The 15,789-nt window shown below is 71.7% G+C and carries 18 protein-coding genes; 12 read left to right on the top strand and 6 right to left on the bottom strand.

Features of this window, described 5'->3' with window-relative positions; genetic code table 11:
* Window positions 1-174: 174 nt before the first annotated feature.
* Together AB0C25_RS07040 and AB0C25_RS07035 are read left to right on the top strand one after the other, a co-directional pair.
* Window positions 175-1,458: an ATP-binding protein gene (locus AB0C25_RS07040; RefSeq protein ID WP_357370439.1), complete on the top strand. Its 1,284-nt coding sequence runs from the start codon at window positions 175-177 to the stop codon at window positions 1,456-1,458.
* 22 nt (window positions 1,459-1,480) lie between these two features.
* Window positions 1,481-2,164: a response regulator transcription factor gene (locus AB0C25_RS07035; protein ID WP_039906992.1), complete on the top strand. Its 684-nt coding sequence runs from the start codon at window positions 1,481-1,483 to the stop codon at window positions 2,162-2,164.
* A gap of 284 nt (window positions 2,165-2,448) precedes the next feature.
* Here the strand turns inward: AB0C25_RS07035 and AB0C25_RS07030 are convergent, their stop codons facing one another.
* From AB0C25_RS07030 to AB0C25_RS07020, 3 genes are read right to left on the bottom strand one after another with little or no spacing between them, the layout of a single operon-like run.
* On the bottom strand, window positions 2,449-2,832 hold the full coding sequence (locus AB0C25_RS07030) for a type II toxin-antitoxin system death-on-curing family toxin (protein WP_357370437.1): 384 nt from the start codon (window positions 2,830-2,832) through the stop codon (window positions 2,449-2,451).
* On the bottom strand, window positions 2,832-3,032 hold the full coding sequence (locus AB0C25_RS07025; RefSeq protein WP_145790112.1) for a CopG family transcriptional regulator: 201 nt from the start codon (window positions 3,030-3,032) through the stop codon (window positions 2,832-2,834). The genes AB0C25_RS07030 and AB0C25_RS07025 overlap by 1 nt, the downstream gene beginning before the upstream one ends.
* 35 nt (window positions 3,033-3,067) lie before the next feature.
* On the bottom strand, window positions 3,068-3,865 hold the full coding sequence (locus AB0C25_RS07020; RefSeq protein WP_357371054.1) for a hypothetical protein: 798 nt from the start codon (window positions 3,863-3,865) through the stop codon (window positions 3,068-3,070).
* 80 nt (window positions 3,866-3,945) lie between these two features.
* On the opposite strand from AB0C25_RS07020, the gene AB0C25_RS07015 reads away from it, so the two are divergent.
* Both AB0C25_RS07015 and AB0C25_RS07010 read left to right on the top strand, forming a co-directional pair.
* Window positions 3,946-4,890, top strand: a complete 945-nt coding sequence (locus tag AB0C25_RS07015; protein ID WP_357370434.1) for a Ppx/GppA phosphatase family protein — start codon at window positions 3,946-3,948, stop codon at window positions 4,888-4,890.
* 75 nt (window positions 4,891-4,965) lie between these two features.
* A complete protein-coding gene (locus tag AB0C25_RS07010; RefSeq protein WP_357370432.1) occupies window positions 4,966-5,772 on the top strand; it encodes a sugar phosphate isomerase/epimerase in 807 nt (268 codons plus the stop codon).
* 31 nt (window positions 5,773-5,803) lie between these two features.
* Here the strand turns inward: AB0C25_RS07010 and AB0C25_RS07005 are convergent, their stop codons facing one another.
* From AB0C25_RS07005 to AB0C25_RS06995, 3 genes are read right to left on the bottom strand one after another with little or no spacing between them, the layout of a single operon-like run.
* The gene (locus AB0C25_RS07005) at window positions 5,804-6,391 is read right to left on the bottom strand and encodes a CGNR zinc finger domain-containing protein (protein ID WP_357370430.1); all 588 of its coding nucleotides are present in this window, start codon (window positions 6,389-6,391) and stop codon (window positions 5,804-5,806) included.
* 19 nt (window positions 6,392-6,410) lie between these two features.
* Window positions 6,411-7,577: a glutathionylspermidine synthase family protein gene (locus AB0C25_RS07000; RefSeq protein ID WP_357370428.1), complete on the bottom strand. Its 1,167-nt coding sequence runs from the start codon at window positions 7,575-7,577 to the stop codon at window positions 6,411-6,413.
* A gap of 1 nt (window position 7,578) precedes the next feature.
* On the bottom strand, window positions 7,579-7,959 hold the full coding sequence (locus AB0C25_RS06995; protein ID WP_357370426.1) for a hypothetical protein: 381 nt from the start codon (window positions 7,957-7,959) through the stop codon (window positions 7,579-7,581).
* Between AB0C25_RS06995 and AB0C25_RS06990 the strand changes: the two genes are divergently transcribed.
* The 8 genes from AB0C25_RS06990 (at window position 7,958) to AB0C25_RS06955 (ending at window position 15,720) form a co-directional block, all read left to right on the top strand.
* The gene (locus tag AB0C25_RS06990; protein WP_357253855.1) at window positions 7,958-8,878 is read left to right on the top strand and encodes a proline dehydrogenase family protein; all 921 of its coding nucleotides are present in this window, start codon (window positions 7,958-7,960) and stop codon (window positions 8,876-8,878) included. The genes AB0C25_RS06995 and AB0C25_RS06990 overlap by 2 nt on opposite strands.
* Window positions 8,879-8,960: 82 nt before the next feature.
* Window positions 8,961-10,250, top strand: coding sequence for a hypothetical protein (locus AB0C25_RS06985; protein WP_357370424.1), 1,290 nt, complete (start codon window positions 8,961-8,963; stop codon window positions 10,248-10,250).
* A gap of 42 nt (window positions 10,251-10,292) precedes the next feature.
* Complete coding sequence (locus AB0C25_RS06980) at window positions 10,293-11,684, top strand: efflux RND transporter periplasmic adaptor subunit (protein WP_357370422.1); 1,392 nt, start codon at window positions 10,293-10,295, stop codon at window positions 11,682-11,684.
* Window positions 11,681-12,577 carry an ABC transporter ATP-binding protein gene (locus AB0C25_RS06975; protein ID WP_357370420.1) on the top strand — a complete coding sequence of 299 codons (897 nt, stop codon included), beginning with the start codon at window positions 11,681-11,683 and terminating at the stop codon, window positions 12,575-12,577. Before AB0C25_RS06980 ends, AB0C25_RS06975 begins: the two co-directional genes overlap by 4 nt.
* Window positions 12,574-13,758, top strand: coding sequence for an ABC transporter permease (locus AB0C25_RS06970; RefSeq protein ID WP_357253861.1), 1,185 nt, complete (start codon window positions 12,574-12,576; stop codon window positions 13,756-13,758). The genes AB0C25_RS06975 and AB0C25_RS06970 overlap by 4 nt, the downstream gene beginning before the upstream one ends.
* Window positions 13,759-13,998: 240 nt before the next feature.
* Window positions 13,999-14,208, top strand: coding sequence for a helix-turn-helix domain-containing protein (locus AB0C25_RS06965; RefSeq protein ID WP_110563213.1), 210 nt, complete (start codon window positions 13,999-14,001; stop codon window positions 14,206-14,208).
* Between the two features lie 214 nt (window positions 14,209-14,422).
* Window positions 14,423-14,524, top strand: coding sequence for an AURKAIP1/COX24 domain-containing protein (locus AB0C25_RS06960; RefSeq protein ID WP_007465623.1), 102 nt, complete (start codon window positions 14,423-14,425; stop codon window positions 14,522-14,524).
* A 122-nt stretch (window positions 14,525-14,646) separates the two neighbouring features.
* The gene (locus AB0C25_RS06955) at window positions 14,647-15,720 is read left to right on the top strand and encodes an NAD-dependent epimerase/dehydratase family protein (protein ID WP_357370418.1); all 1,074 of its coding nucleotides are present in this window, start codon (window positions 14,647-14,649) and stop codon (window positions 15,718-15,720) included.
* Window positions 15,721-15,789 lie beyond the last annotated feature (69 nt).

Genomic DNA, 15,789 nt, shown 5'->3' with positions numbered 1-15,789 from the left:
GGGTGCCGGCGCAGGGGGTTGAGCAGGTGCGACGCCAACGGTATGGGGCGTGGGCGGACCTCGGATGAACCACGGTGAACGACGCCGGACGTGGGGGTGAACACTTCTGGAAGTGAGGGTGGTTCGTCCCGTTCTGTGTGGTAGCCAGGTTAACAATGACCCTACGATCGCCGGGTGGAGTGGACGGTGGCGGTCGTGGTGGCCGTGGCATTGGTGGCCGGATTGGCCGCCGGTCTCCTGCTGCCCCGGTTCCTGCCCTCGCGGGACGGTCGCTCCACGTCGACGGGGAGTGTCAACTCCCGCTCAAGCAGGGGGAGGCCCGCGATAGCCGACGAGCAGCAGGCCGGGCTCGGCCGCCGGACGATCGACTCTCTCCGGGCCGGTGTCGTGGTACTGGACAACGACGACGTCCCTGTGTTGATCAACCCGGCCGCCCGCGCGATGGGGCTTCTGCGTACCGGCAGCACCCCCGGCTCGATCGCCGCGCACCCGCTGATCCGTACCCTTGCCGGCCAGGTGCGACGCACCGGGGTGCGGCGCGAGATCGAGCTGGACCTGCCCCGGGGTCGCGACAGCGCGGGGGAGAACCCGCTCGGCGTGCACCTGCGGGCGATGGGTCTGGGCAACGGCTTCATCGCGGTGGAAGCGGTCGACGTGACCGAGTCGCACCGGCTGACCCGCGTACGACGCGACTTCGTGGCCAATGTGAGTCACGAGTTGAAGACTCCGATCGGGGCGCTCCAACTGCTCGCCGAGGCGTTGCTCGACGCCACCGAGCCGGCCGACGCGGCGGCGCCCGATCTCTCCGAGGACCTGGTGGCCGCGCGCCGGTTCGCCGAGCGGATCCAGCACGAGTCGACCCGGCTGGGTCGGCTGGTGCAGGAGTTGCTGGAGTTGACCCGGTTGCAGGGCGCCGAACCGCAACCGCCACCCGAGCCGGTCGCGCTGGACTGGGTGATCGCCGAGGTGGTCGACCGCACCCGCACCACGGCTTCCGCCCGAGGGGTCGAGGTGACAGTCGACGGTCAGCGGGGCCTCACCGCGTACGGCAGCGACTCCCAACTCGCCACGGCGGTGGCGAATCTGGTGGAGAACGCCATCAACTACTCGGGTGAGGACACAGCGGTACGGGTAACCCTGCGCGGCGACGACGAGCACGTCGAGATCGCCGTCGCCGACCAGGGTATCGGGATAGCCCCCACCGACGTGGCCCGGATCTTCGAGCGGTTCTACCGGGCCGACCAGGCCCGTTCGCGGGCCACCGGCGGCACCGGACTCGGCCTGGCAATCGTGAAACACATCGCGAGCAACCATGGCGGACGGGTCGAGGTGTCGAGCACTCTTGGTGGTGGATCGACGTTCACCCTCCGGCTGCCCGCCAGCCCACCGGACGACCTGCTGGCGACACTGCCGCCGGTTGGGATCGAGTCCGGTCCGGCTGGGCTACGGCAGGTCTGACAGCAATGAAAGGAAATCCCCGTTGAGCCGCGTTCTGGTGGTCGAGGACGAGGAGTCGTTCTCCGACGCCTTGTCGTACATGCTCCGTAAGGAGGGCTTCGAGGTCTCGGTCGCTGCGACCGGCACCGACGCCCTCACCGAGTTCGACCGGACCGGCGCCGACATCGTGCTGCTCGACCTGATGTTGCCCGAGATGTCGGGGACCGAGGTCTGCCGGCAACTGCGGCAGCGGTCGGCCGTGCCGATCATCATGGTCACCGCTCGGGACAGCGAGATCGACAAGGTGGTCGGGCTGGAGATCGGCGCCGACGACTACGTCACCAAGCCGTACTCGCCGCGGGAACTGGTTGCCCGGATCAGGGCGGTCCTGCGCCGGCAGAGCCCGGAGGTGGCCGAGGCGGGGGCGCCGACGCTGGCCGCCGGCCCGGTGCGCATGGACATCGAACGGCACGTGGTGACCGTCGAGGGCGGTGCCGTGCAACTGCCGCTGAAGGAATTCGAGTTGCTGGAGCTGCTGCTGCGTAACGCGGGCCGGGTGCTCACCCGCGGCCAGCTCATCGACCGGGTCTGGGGCGCCGACTACGTCGGTGACACCAAGACGTTGGACGTGCACGTGAAGCGGCTGCGTTCCAAGATCGAGCCGGAGCCGTCCGCGCCTCGTTTCATCGTCACCGTCCGGGGCCTGGGCTACAAGTTCGAGCCGTGATCGGCGTACCCGAAGGGGGTCCGCGCTCGACGCAGGCCCCCTTCGGCGTGTCCGGCTGGCCCGGCCTGTCCGGCTGGCCCGGCCTGTCCAATAAGATTGATATTGCCCGCCCTGCACCATCTTCGAGTGGCTGCTGGGCTCGTGATCGACTCGGGCTCTTTGATGTCGGGGCGTCCGGGCATACCGGATGCCCCGACTTTCATGAACGCGAGTGGATCATGCACGTTGCCCCGCTCGGTCTGGTTCTCCCGCGAAGCACCCAGGTGGACGCGGTCGGGAGCCCCTCAGAACAACTTCTGCAAGGCGGCCGCGATGTCGGCCACCTCCGTCAGCCGGCTCTCCGTCACGCTGATCACCAGGTCGTACGCGAGGTCCTGGTCGACCTCGTCGAGCTGAGCGACGGTCACGGCGTGATTCTGGAGCAGGAAGGCGATCGCCGCGATCCAGCCGATCCGCTTGTTGCCGTCCACGAACGGGTGGTTGTTGACCAACGAGTGCAGCAGCGCCGCGGCCTTGGTCCACAGGTCGGGGTAGGCGTCTTCGCCGAACACGCTCGTCTGCGGCCGGGCCACGGCCGACTCCACCAGGCCGGCGTCCCTGATCCCCACGCCGATCTTGCGGGCGATACTGGCCACGTCGGCGAGCGTGGGGTAGCGGACCTCCGTCATCACTCCGCCAAGCGAGCGAGAAGGGTGGCGTGGCGTTCGATGATCTCGTCGGCGAGGTCGCCGAACTCCTTGGCGTTCCGCCGAGCCAGGTAGTCGTCGATCGCGGTGACGACGACGGCGTGCATCGACCGTGCCTCTTCGTCCGCAACGAGACGGAGTCGCCGTTCACGGTCGTCGTCAAGTCGCAGCGTCATGGCCATGCCGCAAATGGTAGCAAGATTGCTACCAAGATCGGTTAAACCTCGTCGGCGGGGTGGGGGGCGACCATGCCCTGCTTCGTCCGCGCCGCGCACAGCTCGGCCAGCCGCTCGTACGCGGCAGCGCCGATCAGTGCGGTCAGCTCCGGGGCGTACGACAGGTACATCGGCTCGGTGCCGACGTGCGCGTCCGTCGAAGAGGTGCACCACCAGTCCAGGTCGTGCCCACCGGCGCCCCAACCGCGCCGATCGAACTCGGACAGGGTGGAGACCAGCACCTTGGAGTTGTCCGGCCGCTTGACCCAGTCCTGATCGCGGCGGATCGGTAGCTGCCAGCACACGTCCGGCTTGTATTCCAACGGGTGCACCCCGTCGCGCAACGCCTGGCCGTGCAGAGCGCAGCCCCCACCGCCGGCGAAGTCGGCGTCGTTGAGAAACACGCAGGGGCCGTCGGCGCCCTGGGTGGCGGTGCGGCGGGCCGGGTTCTTGCCGTCGATGGTGTCCTCGTCGGTCCAGCTTTTGAACCCGCGCCGGAAGTGCTGCCAGGTCGCCGGGGTGAGCCGCTTGACGGCGTTGCGGACCCGCTTCTCGTCGTCCGAGTCGGTGAAGAACGCCCCGTGCGAGCAGCAGCCGTCGGCGGCCCGCCCGGCGATGATGCCGTGGCAGCCCTTGCCGAAGATGCAGGTCCAGCGGGACAGCAGCCAGGTCAGGTCGGCGCGGATCAGGTGCGTCTCGTCAGCCGGATCGGTGAACTCGATCCACTCCCGCGGGAAGTCCAGTGGCACCTCGCGGCTGCGCGGGTCGCCTGGGTCGTCCACCAGCACACGGAGCTCCATCGTCACCCGGCCCAGCGTACGCGCGGTGTGCGGCGCAGGTCGGCGAGCCGCGCAAACGTGTTGCACCTAGGGTCTTCACCATGCGACTGGGTGTTCTCGACGTCGGATCCAACACGGTGCACCTCCTGGTGGTGGACGCGCACCACGGCGCGCACCCGTGGCCGGCGCACTCCGAGAAGGTGGTGCTCCGGCTGGCCGAGCAGATCGGCCCCGACGGCGCGCTGACCGAGGCGGGTGCCGACGGCCTGGTCAAGGCCGTGGGCATGGCCAAGGCGGCGGCCACCGGCCTGGCGGCCGACGACCTGATCGCCTTCGCCACGTCCGCGGTGCGCGACGCCACCAACGCGGCCGAGGTGCTGACCCGGGTCCGGGACCAGACCGGCGTACGACTCGCGGTGCTCTCCGGCGCGGACGAGGCACGGTCGACGTTCCTGGCCGTCCGGCGGTGGTTCGGCTGGTCGGCTGGTCGGCTGCTGGTGCTGGACATCGGCGGCGGCTCGCTGGAGATCGCCGCCGGCATCGACGAGGACCCGGACGTCGCGGTCTCGCTGCCGCTCGGGGCCGGCCGGCTGACCCGGGAGCGGCTGCGGGTCGACCCGACCAGCGCGGCCCCGCCGTCGGCGGAGACCGTCGAGAAGCTCCGGGAGTACGTGGACGGGCGGCTGGACAAGGTCGTCGACCAGATGACCGAGGTGGGCTGGGACCGGGCGGTCGCCACCTCGAAGACGTTCCGCACCCTGGCCCGACTGGCCGGGGCCGCGCCCTCCGGTGCCGGGCTCTGGGTGCGGCGCAGCCTGACCCGGGCGGGCCTGCGGCAGGTCATCGGGTTCATCCGGCACATCCCACCGGCCCAGTTGATGGAGCTGGAGGGGGTCAGCGCGGGTCGTGCGCACCAGTTGCTGGCGGGCGCCGTGGTCGCCGAGGCGGTGATGCGCCGCCTGGATCTGGACTCGCTCGACATCTGCCCGTGGGCGCTGCGCGAGGGCGTCATCCTCCGTCGACTCGATCAACTCGAACCGATCTGACCCGGCAGCCGGTTTCGGCCGATTTGCCGACGCTCGTCGCAATGACGACAGCGCTGCCGGGCTACGCTGGCTGATGTGACCTCCCGCGTTCCCGTGCTCCTGTCCAGCTCCTCGGTCTTCCCCGAGCCGACCGCCGCGGCGTTCCAACTGGCCGCGGCACTCGGCTACGACGGGGTGGAGGTGATGGTCTGGACCGACGTGGTCAGCCAGGACGCGGGCGCGCTGCGCGGCCTCTCCACGCACTACGGCATGCCGGTGCTCTCGGTGCACGCGCCCTGCCTGCTGGTCACCCAGCGGGTGTGGAGCCCGGACCCGTGGGAGCGGCTGCGCAGGGCCGCCGAGCTGGCCGAGACGCTGGGGGCGCCGACGGTGGTGGTGCACCCACCGTTCACCTGGCAGCGTGACTACGCGCGTAACTTCACCGAGGGGTTGGCCACCGTCGCGGACCGGTTCAACGGGCTGCGGTTCGCGGTGGAGAACATGTACCCGGTCCGGATGGCGGGTCGGCAGTTCGTCCCGTACGTGCCGGGGTGGGATCCCACCGACACCGGCTACCCGTCGTACACCCTTGATCTGTCGCACTGCGCGGCGTCGCACAGCGACCCCCTCGAGATGGCCGACCGGATGGGCGCCGGGCTGGCGCACGTGCACCTGGGTGACGGCACCGGCGAGGGCCGCGACGAGCACCTGGTGCCCGGGCGCGGCACCCAGCCCTGCGGTGAGCTGCTCTCCTCGCTGGCCGGTCGGGGTTTCACCGGGGCGGTGGCGGTGGAGGTCGCCACCCGGGGCGCGAAGAGCCGCGCGGTACGCGAGGCGGACCTGCGTGCCGCGCTGGAGTTTGCCCGTCAGCACCTGACCGCGTCGTCCCCGGTCGACGCCTGACCACGTCCGCCCGCGACGGGCGGCAGCGGGGTCAGCTGACCGGTGAGAGCGAGTCCGCGGCGCTCGTCGGCTGCGGGGCGACAGTCACCTGCTCACCGACCGCCGCCCGCTTGCGGGCCCGGTGCGCCGCCACGTGTGAACGGGTGGCACAGCGCTCCGAGCAGAACCGCCGGCAGCAGTTGGACGACGTGTCCAGGTAGACGTTGCCGCACCGCTCGTCGGCGCAGACCCCGAACCGGGCGCTGCCGTACTCGCAGAGCCAGACCGACAGGCCCCAGACCGCGCCGGCCAGGTATTCGGCACTGACCGAGGCGCCCCGGCTGGTCACGTGCATGTGCCAGTCACTCGAGTCGTGCCCCGAGATGCGCGGCTGCACCGGGAACGCCTCGAGCAGCGCGTTCAGCTCGGTGACCGCCTGGCCGTCCCGCCCCGAGGTGCCGTACTCGAAGACGTCGCGCAACCGTTTCTGGGCCCGCCGGAAGATCGCGACGTCCCGGTCCGCGACCTCGTTGCGCATCCAGGCGTTGTCGTCGGGGAAGAGGGCCCGCAGGTCGTCGAGGTCGTCCAGGCGGGCGTTGACCAGGTCAACGCCGGTCCGGGCGTACGCGTCGAAGTTCACGCCCCCAACGGTAGACGACTCATGCGGTACGCGGCGCGTCGATGTAGTGCGGCAGGAACCGCGCGTAGCCATCGGTGATCAGACTGGCGCTCTCCCGCACACCCACGCCGGCCGACTCACCGTCGACGATCCAGCTGCCCAGCACCATCCGGTTGCCGTCGAACTGCGGCAACGCCCGGAACTCCTGGTACCACCAGCCCTCGTCGCCGTAGATCCCCGGGTTGGTGATCTCCTGCTCGGCGGTGACGATGCGTACCGAGCCGCCCTCCCGACCGAGCAGGGGCTTGGCGACGTACTCCGTCATGCCGCGCGGCGAGTCGAGATACGCCGGCAGCAGATAGTCGTGGTCGGGGTACAGCTCCCACAGGACGGCGAGCAGCGCCTTGTTCGACAGCAGCAGCTTCCACGCCGGCTCGATCCAGGTGGTCGGGGTGCCCGGGGCCAGCGCCGCCGGCCCGTACGGCTCCGCCAGCATCCACTCCCACGGGTAGAGCTTGAAGCAGGTGGTCACCGGGCGGTCGTCGGCGTCGACGAAGCGCCGGCCGTCCCAGCCGATCTTCTGGATGGGCTGCAACTCGACGTCCAGGCCGGCCTGACGGGCGGTCTCGGCGAGGTAGCCGGCGGTCATGTGGTCCTCGCCGGACTCCTCCTCGTTCGACCACAGCACGTGCACCCGGCGTTCGTGCAGCCCGGCCCCGATCTTGGCCCAGGCGCCGACCAGCCGCTCGTGCAGGCTGTTCCACTGGTCCAGCTCCGGTCGGGTCTGCTCCAGCCAGTACCACTGGATGATGCTCGCCTCGACGAGCGCGGTGGGGGTGTCCGCGTTGTACTCAAGCATCTTCGGCGGCCAGGTGCCGTCGTACGCCAGGTCGAAGCGCCCGTAGAGGGTGGGTGGGGCCTCCCGCAGCGACCGGGCGACGGCTTCGGCCGCCCACTCCGGGATGCCGAACTCGGCGTACCGGCGGGTGGCCACCACGTGCTCGGCGGCGGCCACCGACATCCGGTGCAGCTCCTCGGTGGCCTCCTCCAGCCGCAGCACCTCGTCGAGGTCGAAGGCGTACGCGCCGGTTTCGTCCCAGTACGACATCATGTCGCCATCGGGCAGCTCGGTGTCGACGTACACCAGTCCCTGCGCCCGGATCGTGGTGTCCCAGTCGGGTCGGGGCGTGACCCTCTCGCGGCGCACCTCAGCCGCCGCAGGAGGCGAGGTGGGTGCCGAACCCGCCTCGGTCGGGCACGGCGGCAGTGGTCGGCTCCGGGGCGGCCCGGCCGGTGGCCGGGTCGGGGACCCGCATCGCCAACGCGACAGTGTCGCCGCCGCCGACCGGGCCGAGGGCGCAGTCGTCGTCATCGTCGTCGTCAGAGGTCATGTTGCAGCCGGAGAGGGCGAGCGCGAGAGCGGTGAGCGCGCCGAGCTGCACGGAGGCCGACCGTAGCCGGCGGCGGGGGCGTTGGTCCACGGCATCGTTGTAGCCGATGGGCGCCACCGCCGCCGCCCCGCCCCCACCCGGGGCGGCTCTCCCCGCCCCCCGGCGGGGCTCCTGGCAGGGGCGATACGCTCGGCTCATGCTCCGTTCCGTCATCCTCGCCGCCTCCCGGTCATCCCAGGTCGAGCGGCTCGTCGCGACCGCCCCGTACACCCGGGACGTCGTTCGCCGGTTCGTCGCCGGCGCCACCACCGACGACGCGTTGCGCGCGACCCGCGGGCTCGTCGACGACGGTCTCGCGGTCACCCTCGACCACCTCGGTGAGGACACCGTCACCCCCGAGCAGGCCATCGCCACCCGCGACGAATACCTGAAGTTGCTGAAGATGCTCGGTGGCGCCGGGCTCACCCCGCCCGCCGAGGTGAGCGTGAAGCTCTCCGCTCTCGGCCAGATGTTCGACGAGCAGTTGGCGTACGACAACGCGCGGGCGATCTGCGCGGCTGCGGACGCGGCGGGCACCACCGTCACCCTGGACATGGAGGACCACACCACCACCGACTCGACGTTGGAGGTGCTGAGCCGGCTGCGCAAGGACTTCCCGTCCACGGGTGCCGTGCTCCAGGCGTACCTGCGCCGGACCGAGTCGGACTGCCGGGAGCTGTCCTCGGCCGGTTCGCGGGTGCGGCTCTGCAAGGGCGCGTACAAGGAGCCGGAGTCGGTGGCGTACCAGTCGGCCCGTGAGGTGGACAAGTCGTACGTGCGCTGCATGAACATCCTGATGTCCGGCGACGGGTACCCGATGCTGGCCACCCACGACCCGCGGATGATCGCCATCGGCGAGGACCGGGCCCGGTGGTTCGACCGGGGACCGGAGCGCTTCGAGTTCCAGATGCTCTACGGCATCCGCCCCGAGGAGCAGGCCCGGCTGGCCGGCGAGGGCTACACCGTGCGCACCTACGTCCCGTACGGCGACGAGTGGTACGGCTACCTGATGCGCCGGCTCGCCGAGCGCCCGGCCAACCTGGTCTTCTTCGGCCGCGCCCTGATCTCCAAGAAGTAGTTCCTCCGCCCCGGCCGACGGGCCGGACCGATCGGCCGGGGCGGCTTCGCCCCGGCCGGCGAATGGTCGTACCCTTCGGCGGGTGACTGACGGGGTGCAGCAGCCAGCACCACGGCGGCTCTGGCCGCTGTGGACGGTGCTCGTGGTGGTCGTCCTGCTGCTGGGCTGTGGCCTGCCGGCCCTGCTCGTCGCGGGTGTGATCCGGGAGAGTGGCGCGCGGTCCACGATCAGCCGGGCCGGTGCGGCGACGGCCGACGACCCCGCCACCGCGGCGGCCCGCGAGCTGACCGACCGGATGACCGCCCAGCTCGACCGGCAGTCCACGGCGCTGCTCGGCGGCGACCGCGCCGGTTTCCTCGCGATCGCCGAACCCGCCGTGCACGCCGACCTGCGCCGACGCTTCGCGGCACTACGCGGGCTGAAGGTGACCGTCTGGCGGGCCGAACCGAGCGGCCTGCCCGCGCCGATCGTCGGCAAGCCGGGGGAGTGGCGGCTCCTGGTGCGCTTCCAGTACTGCTTCGTCGCCCCGAACTGCCGGCCCAGCCCGGTGCTGATCGGCACCCGGTGGCGGGAGTCCGGCGACCAGCCCCGGTTGGTCGCCATGGAGGAATCCAAATCGGTGGAGACCGGCACCCGACCGTGGGAGATCAGCGACCTGGCCGTGGCGATCGGCGCGCGGACCATCGTCGCCACCACCCCGGCGCTGCGCGGCAAGCTGCCCGGCCTGCTCGCCCAGGCCGAGGCGGCTGCCAAGGTCGCCGACGGGTACACGGTCGCCGGCTCGCCGCCGGACCGCTACCGGATCTTCTACGCCGGCCGTGCCGAGTGGAAACGCTGGTACGGCGGCGACCGGCCAGGGTGGACCGGCGGTTACGCGGTGACCGTGGGCGGTGGCCATCACGAGGTGGTGCTCAACGCCGACGGGCTCTCCAGCAGCGGCACCGACGACCTGCTCCGGCACGAGTTGACCCACGCGGCCTCGCTCCCGGAACGCGGCTACCCGGGCAAGACCACCTGGTGGCTGGTGGAGGGACTGGCCGAGTTCGCGGGCGCCGGCGGGCAGGCGGTCGACAGGTACGAAGGGCTCGCCGAGGTACGCAAACTGGTCCGGGCCGGCTGGGATGGCAAGTTGGCGGGCGTCAACCCGGCCGACGACGCCTCCGCCGACCAGGTCGCCGGCAGCTACGGCGTCGGCTACCTGGCCGTCCGGCACCTCGTCGACAGGTACGGGCCGCAGCGGTTGCTCACCTTCTTCAAGGCCGTGGTGCACGAGCGCAAGACCCTCGAGGTGGCTGCCGAGGAGGCGTTCGGCGAGCAGTGGTCCACGCTGCACGACGAGTGCGTCGCGTACGTCCGCGCCGCCACCGCCTGACGTGCTCGCGGGTGCCGGGACGGCCCGCCGTACCATCGATGCGTGCGCCGCCCTCAGTCAGCTCGGCCGGGCAGCACCGTCCGGCCCCGCCTGCTCGTCGCCCTGACCGCCGCCGCCGTCCTCACCGCCACCACCGCCGCCTCGTGCGGCGATGACGGCCCCGACCTCGCGCTGGCGTCGGCGGCCCGCAACCCGGTCAGCGAGCTGATCGACGCCCCGGCGACCGTCACCGCCCGCGCCGCCGCGACCCTCACCGCCCCCGCCGACGGCTCGCTGGCGAGCCTGCGTGTCCAGCCCGGACAGCGGGTCAAAGCAGGCCAGGTCCTCGCCGTGGTCGACTCGCCCTCGTCCCGACAGCGGCTGCGCCAGGCGAAGGAGGCGTTGGACGCGGCCAAGCGCGCCGGTCGGGGTGTCTCCACGGGCAACCTGACAAGCAGTCGACGGGGCACCGACAAGGCGGCCGACGAGGCGTTCGACGCCGCCCGCAAGGCCGCCGAGAAGATCGCCGACCCGCAGTTGCGAGACGCCCTGCTGACCCAGGTGACGTCCGCGCAGCGGCAGTACGCCGCCGCCGCGCGCAGCGCGGACCAGGCCGTCCGCGCGGTGCAGCGGGGGATCAACGGGCTGAGCTCGGCCGTCGGCGCGCTCTCCGCGGCGCAACGGCTCCAGGCTCAGCAGGCGTACGACCTGGCGAAGGCGACAGTCGACGCGCTGACCCTGCGCGCCCCGATCGCCGGCATCGTGCAGCCGGGCGGCACCCGGGCCGGCGGTGGCGCGACCGGTGGCCTCGCGGGGCTGTTGGAGCAGGCCGGTGGCGCCCAGGCCGCCGGTCTCGACCCGTCCGCGCTGACGTCCAGCCAGGGCGGACCGCCCCCCGGGGTGGACGACGCGGTCGCGGTCGGCGGCCAGGTCACCGCCGGCACACCGGTGCTGACCGTGGTGGACACCGGGCAGTTGGGGCTGCTCGCCGAGGTGGACGAGACCGACGTGCTGCTGGTCAAGGCCGGGGTGACCGCCACCGTCGAGTTGGACGCCGTCAGCGGCGCCAGCTACGACGCGACGGTGCGCTCGGTGGACGTGCTGCCCACCAACTCCGCCCAGGGCGGGGTGACCTACCGGGTGCGCCTCGCGCTGGGCGCCGGAAAGCTGGCCGAGGACGAGCCGGCCCCGACGCCCCGCCCGGGCATGAACGCGATCGTCCACCTGCGGGTGCGTGAGGCCGCCGACGCGGTGACCGTACCCGCTTCGGCGGTGTTCTCCGCCGACGGCCGGGACGCGGTCTGGGTGGTCCGCGACGGCAGGGCCGGGCGGGCGGCGGTCACCGTGGGCGTCCAGGGGTCGGATCTGGTGCAGATCCTCAACGGCGTGCAGCCCGGCGACCGGATCGTGGTGCGCGGCACCGACCAGGTGCGCGACGGCCAGGAGGTGCGGTGACCGACGCCCCGCCGGCGATCGAGGCGGTGGAGGTGTCCCGGACGTACCAACTGGATGGTGTGTCCGTCGAGGCCCTGCGTGGGGTGTCGCTGGTCGTGCGAGCGGGGGACTACGTGGCCCTGGTCGGTCCGTCCGGCTCGGGCAAGTCCACCCTCATGCACCTCCTCGGAGGGCTGGACCGGCCGACCGGTGGCCGCCTGGTGATCGGTGGTCGGGACGTCAACGCGCTCACGCCGCCGGAGATGGCCGCCCTGCGCAACGAGACGATCGGCTTCGTCTTCCAGGCGTTCCACCTGTTGCCGCGCACCTCGGCGGTGGAGAACGTGGCCCTCCCGCTCGTCTACCGGGGCGTGCCGGCGCGGCAGCGTCGGGAGCGGGCGGCGGCGATGCTCGGCCGGGTCGGCCTCGGGCACCGCCTGGACCACCGGCCCAACCAGATGTCCGGTGGGGAGCAGCAGCGGGTGGCGATCGCCCGCGCGCTGGTCACCGAGCCGACCGTGCTGCTGGCCGACGAACCGACGGGCAACCTGGACAGCGTCACCGGTGCGGCGGTGCTGGAGCTGTTGGAACAGTTGAACGTGGAGTCCGGGGTGGCGCTGGTGATGGTCACCCACGACCAGGAGGTGGCGGCCCGGGCCCAGCGGCGGATCACGATGCGCGACGGAGTGGTCGTGGCGGACAGCGACGACCCTCATGATCGACCGCCGTCCGTCGATCCCGGTCGACCTGCGACACTGGTCTCCGCTCCCAGCGCGGAGCCCCGGTCCGCGTCCGGAAGCGGTCCGGGGCACCCGTCCGGTGGCTCCGGTGGCGCCGCCGGAGCCACCGGACGCCTTCCGCAGGAGGTAGACCCGGGCCGGCCTGAGGTCGAGCGGCCGGGGGGCGCGCCGTGAGGGTCGCCGAGGCGTGGCGGGTGGCGCTGGACGCCCTGCGGGCCAACCGGCTGCGCAGCGCGCTGACCATGCTCGGGGTGATCATCGGAGTCGCCTCGGTGGTCCTGCTGGTGGCCATCGGCACCGGCACCAAACAGAAGGTCGAGCAGCAGGTCGAGGGCCTCGGCTCCAACCTGCTGCTGGTCGTGCCCGGCCGGATCGAGGTGGGCAACGCGCCGGTGGTCTCGCCGCTGACCCTGAAGGACGTCGACGCCGTCACCCGGGTGGTCGGCGACCCCGATCGGGTGGCGGTCACCGTCGCCTCCGGGGCGACCGCGCGAGCCGGCGCCCGCTCCGACTTCACCACCGTGCAGGGGGTGCTGGAGACCACCCCGACGGTGTTCACGCGGTCGCTGGCCCGGGGCCGCTACCTCACCGGCACCGACGTGGACACCAGCCGACGGGTGGCGGTGCTCGGCGACTCGGTGGCCCGCACGCTCTTCCCCGACCGGGACCCGCTCGGCCAGCAGGTGACGCTGGCCGGGGTGCGGTTCCGGGTGATCGGCGTCTTCGCGCCGCTCGGGCAGAGCCTGGGCGTCGACCGGGACGACGAGGTGCACGTGCCGGTGACCGCCGCGCAGCGGCTCTGGGGCACCCAGCGGGTGGACGGCATCGCCGTGAAGGCCCCGGACCGGGAACGGATCGACGAACTGGGCGAACGGATCGTCGCGGAGCTGAACCGCCGGCACCCGGACACCGAGTTCAGTGCGGTCACCCAGCAGCAGATCCTCGGTGTGCTCGGCGACATCCTCGGCGTTCTCACCGGCGTACTGGCGGCCATCGCCGGCATTTCCCTGCTCGTCGGCGGTGTCGGAGTCTCCAACATCATGCTGGTGAGCGTTCGGGAGAGGACCCGGGAGATCGGGCTGCGCAAGGCCGTCGGGGCCCGCCCCCGCGACATCGGTGTGCAGTTCCTGCTGGAGGCGGTGCTGCTCACCACGATCGGTGGGGTGACCGGAATGGCGTTGGGCGTGGGCACCGCCCTGCTGATCAACGGGCTGTCACCGATCCCGGCCGCGATCACCTGGTGGTCGTTGGCGCTCGCCTTCGGCGTGTCCGCGGTGGTGGGCATCGTCTTCGGGGTCGTCCCCGCGCAGCGCGCCGGCCGACTCGACCCGGTGGTCGCGCTACGCGCCGAGTGAACAGCGTCGGAGCAACCCGGGACGCCGGGCGGCGTCGGAGCAACCGGGACGCCGGGCGCGGGCGGGGAGGTTCCGGGAGTGTGGATCGGGTGAACGGCGAGAAGAAACATGATCAGTTGTACGAAGGGATCGCGCCGGTCACAGCCGCCCCGCTACCGTACTGGTAACACGCGCGTCGCCGCCCGGCCCGGAGCATCCGTCGGGTTGGCACGCGCCGGGCATGGGATGGGTTGGTGAGCCATGGCCGGGTCACAGTCCGACGGGCGACTGTCGGAGGTCAGGTTCCTGACCGTCGCGGAGGTGGCGACGGTCATGCGGGTCTCCAAGATGACGGTCTATCGCCTGGTGCACAGCGGTGAGCTCACCGCCGTCCGGGTCGGCCGGTCGTTCCGGGTGCCCGAGCACGCGGTGCACGAATATCTCCGGGGCGCTTTCCAAGAGACCGCCTGAGCCGTCGTTCGGCTTCCCGGGTGCCGTCCAACCGGCATCGACGGGGGCGCGTTGGTCCGGCTGAGGCCCTCCGGCTACCCTGGAGCCCGACCGAGACCCCACCGGTGCGCCCCGCCGCCCAGACTGGTCCGGTCCGTTGTCCGCAAGCGGTCGCCGTCGCCACCTGCGTGGTGTCATCCGGTCCGCCCCGCACGTTGTATCGAAAGGCTGTCGTATGGGCTCGGTGGTCAAGAAGCGCCGTAAGCGCATGGCTAAGAAGAAGCACCGCAAGCTGCTGCGTAAGACCCGCGTCCAGCGTCGCCGTCTCGGCAAGTGATCGCCGCCGGGCGCTGAGCCCGGCACTCGGCGGCACTTGCCAAACTGTCGACCCCCGGAGGCTCAGGTGATCAGGCCGTGGTCGTCCCGGCTCGGTCCTTCCTGCCGGGGTAGGTGCGTCAGATGACCCTCGGTGGCACCTCAGGTGCCCCGGGGGTCGTCCTCGTCACCGGGGTGGGTCGCTACCTGGGTGCGCACGTGGCGGCCCGACTGGCCGCCGACCCGCGTATCGAGCGGGTCATCGGGGTCGACGCACCGGACTCCGGCACCGAGTTCACCGATCTGCTGGACCGGGTCGAACGGATCCGCGTCGACCCGGCTTCGCTCGGTGGCCTCCTCGCCGACCTGGACGTCGACGCCGTCGTGCACCTCGCCCTGGTCAGCTCCCCCGACAAGCAGCACGGTGGCCGTTCCGCGATGAAGGACCAGAACGTCATCGGGACGATGCAGCTGCTCGCCGCCTGCCAACGGGCACCCCGGCTGCGCAAGCTCGTGGTCCGCTCGTCGACCGCCGCGTACGGGGTGTCGTTCCGGGACCCGGCGGTCTTCACCGAGGAGACCGAGCCCCGCGAGGTGCCGCGTGGCGGTTTCGGCCGCGACATTCTCGACCTCGAGGGGTACGTCCGGGGTTTCCGCCGCCGCCGGTCCGACGTCACCGCGACGGTGCTGCGTTTCGCCCCGTTCATCGGCTCGACCGCCGACACCACGTTGACCCGCTACTTCGCGCAGCCGTTCGTGCCCACCGTCTTCGGCCGGGACCCCCGTCTGCAGTTCCTGCACTTCGACGACGCGTTGGAGGTGCTGCACCTCTCGATCGTGGAGGACCATCCCGGCACCTACAACGTCGCCGGTCCGGGGGTGTTGTCGCTGTCGCAGGCGATCCGGCGGGCCGGTCGGGTCGCCGTACCGGTGCTGGAGCCGGGTCTCTCCGGTGCCGCCGCGCTGGCCCGCACCATGGGGTTCGGCCGCTACGGCCTGGACCAGGTCGACCTCTTCGTGCACGGCCGGGTGGTCGACACCAGCCAGCTTGAGCAGGAGTACGGCTTCACACCCCGATCGACCGCCGAGGCGTTCGACGACTTCATTCGCGCCCACCACGGTGGGGTGGTGGTCACCCGGGGGCAGTTGGCGGCCGCCGAGCAACTCGTCCTGGACGGCATCCGACAGGTCCGCTCCGCAGTTCGGGAGCGGTCGTGAGCGCGAGGAGTGAGCCGGTTTTGCGAGCCCCGCAGTCGCGAACCGAGGTGGCGTCGTGAGCGCGAGGAG

The sequence above is a fragment of the Micromonospora sp. NPDC048839 genome (genome assembly GCF_040649915.1).
Classification (GTDB): Bacteria; Actinomycetota; Actinomycetes; order Mycobacteriales; family Micromonosporaceae; genus Micromonospora.
The sequence above is the reverse complement of the archived record's forward strand: the minus strand, read 5'-3'. Positions and strand labels throughout refer to the sequence as shown.

What these genes read in the sequence shown, in the direction of transcription:
- AB0C25_RS07030 (WP_357370437.1), bottom strand. Translation starts at nt 2,832, where the DNA reads ATGACGGAGGTCCGCTACCCCACGCTCGCCGACGTGGCCAGTATCGCC.
- AB0C25_RS07025 (WP_145790112.1), bottom strand. Translation starts at nt 3,032, where the DNA reads ATGGCCATGACGCTGCGACTTGACGACGACCGTGAACGGCGACTCCGT.
- AB0C25_RS07020 (WP_357371054.1), bottom strand. Translation starts at nt 3,865, where the DNA reads ATGGAGCTCCGTGTGCTGGTGGACGACCCAGGCGACCCGCGCAGCCGC.
- AB0C25_RS07015 (WP_357370434.1), top strand. Translation starts at nt 3,946, where the DNA reads ATGCGACTGGGTGTTCTCGACGTCGGATCCAACACGGTGCACCTCCTG.
- AB0C25_RS06990 (WP_357253855.1), top strand. Translation starts at nt 7,958, where the DNA reads ATGCTCCGTTCCGTCATCCTCGCCGCCTCCCGGTCATCCCAGGTCGAG.
- AB0C25_RS06995 (WP_357370426.1), bottom strand. Translation starts at nt 7,959, where the DNA reads ATGAGCCGAGCGTATCGCCCCTGCCAGGAGCCCCGCCGGGGGGCGGGG.
- AB0C25_RS06965 (WP_110563213.1), top strand. Translation starts at nt 13,999, where the DNA reads ATGGCCGGGTCACAGTCCGACGGGCGACTGTCGGAGGTCAGGTTCCTG.
- AB0C25_RS06960 (WP_007465623.1), top strand. Translation starts at nt 14,423, where the DNA reads ATGGGCTCGGTGGTCAAGAAGCGCCGTAAGCGCATGGCTAAGAAGAAG.
- AB0C25_RS06955 (WP_357370418.1), top strand. Translation starts at nt 14,647, where the DNA reads ATGACCCTCGGTGGCACCTCAGGTGCCCCGGGGGTCGTCCTCGTCACC.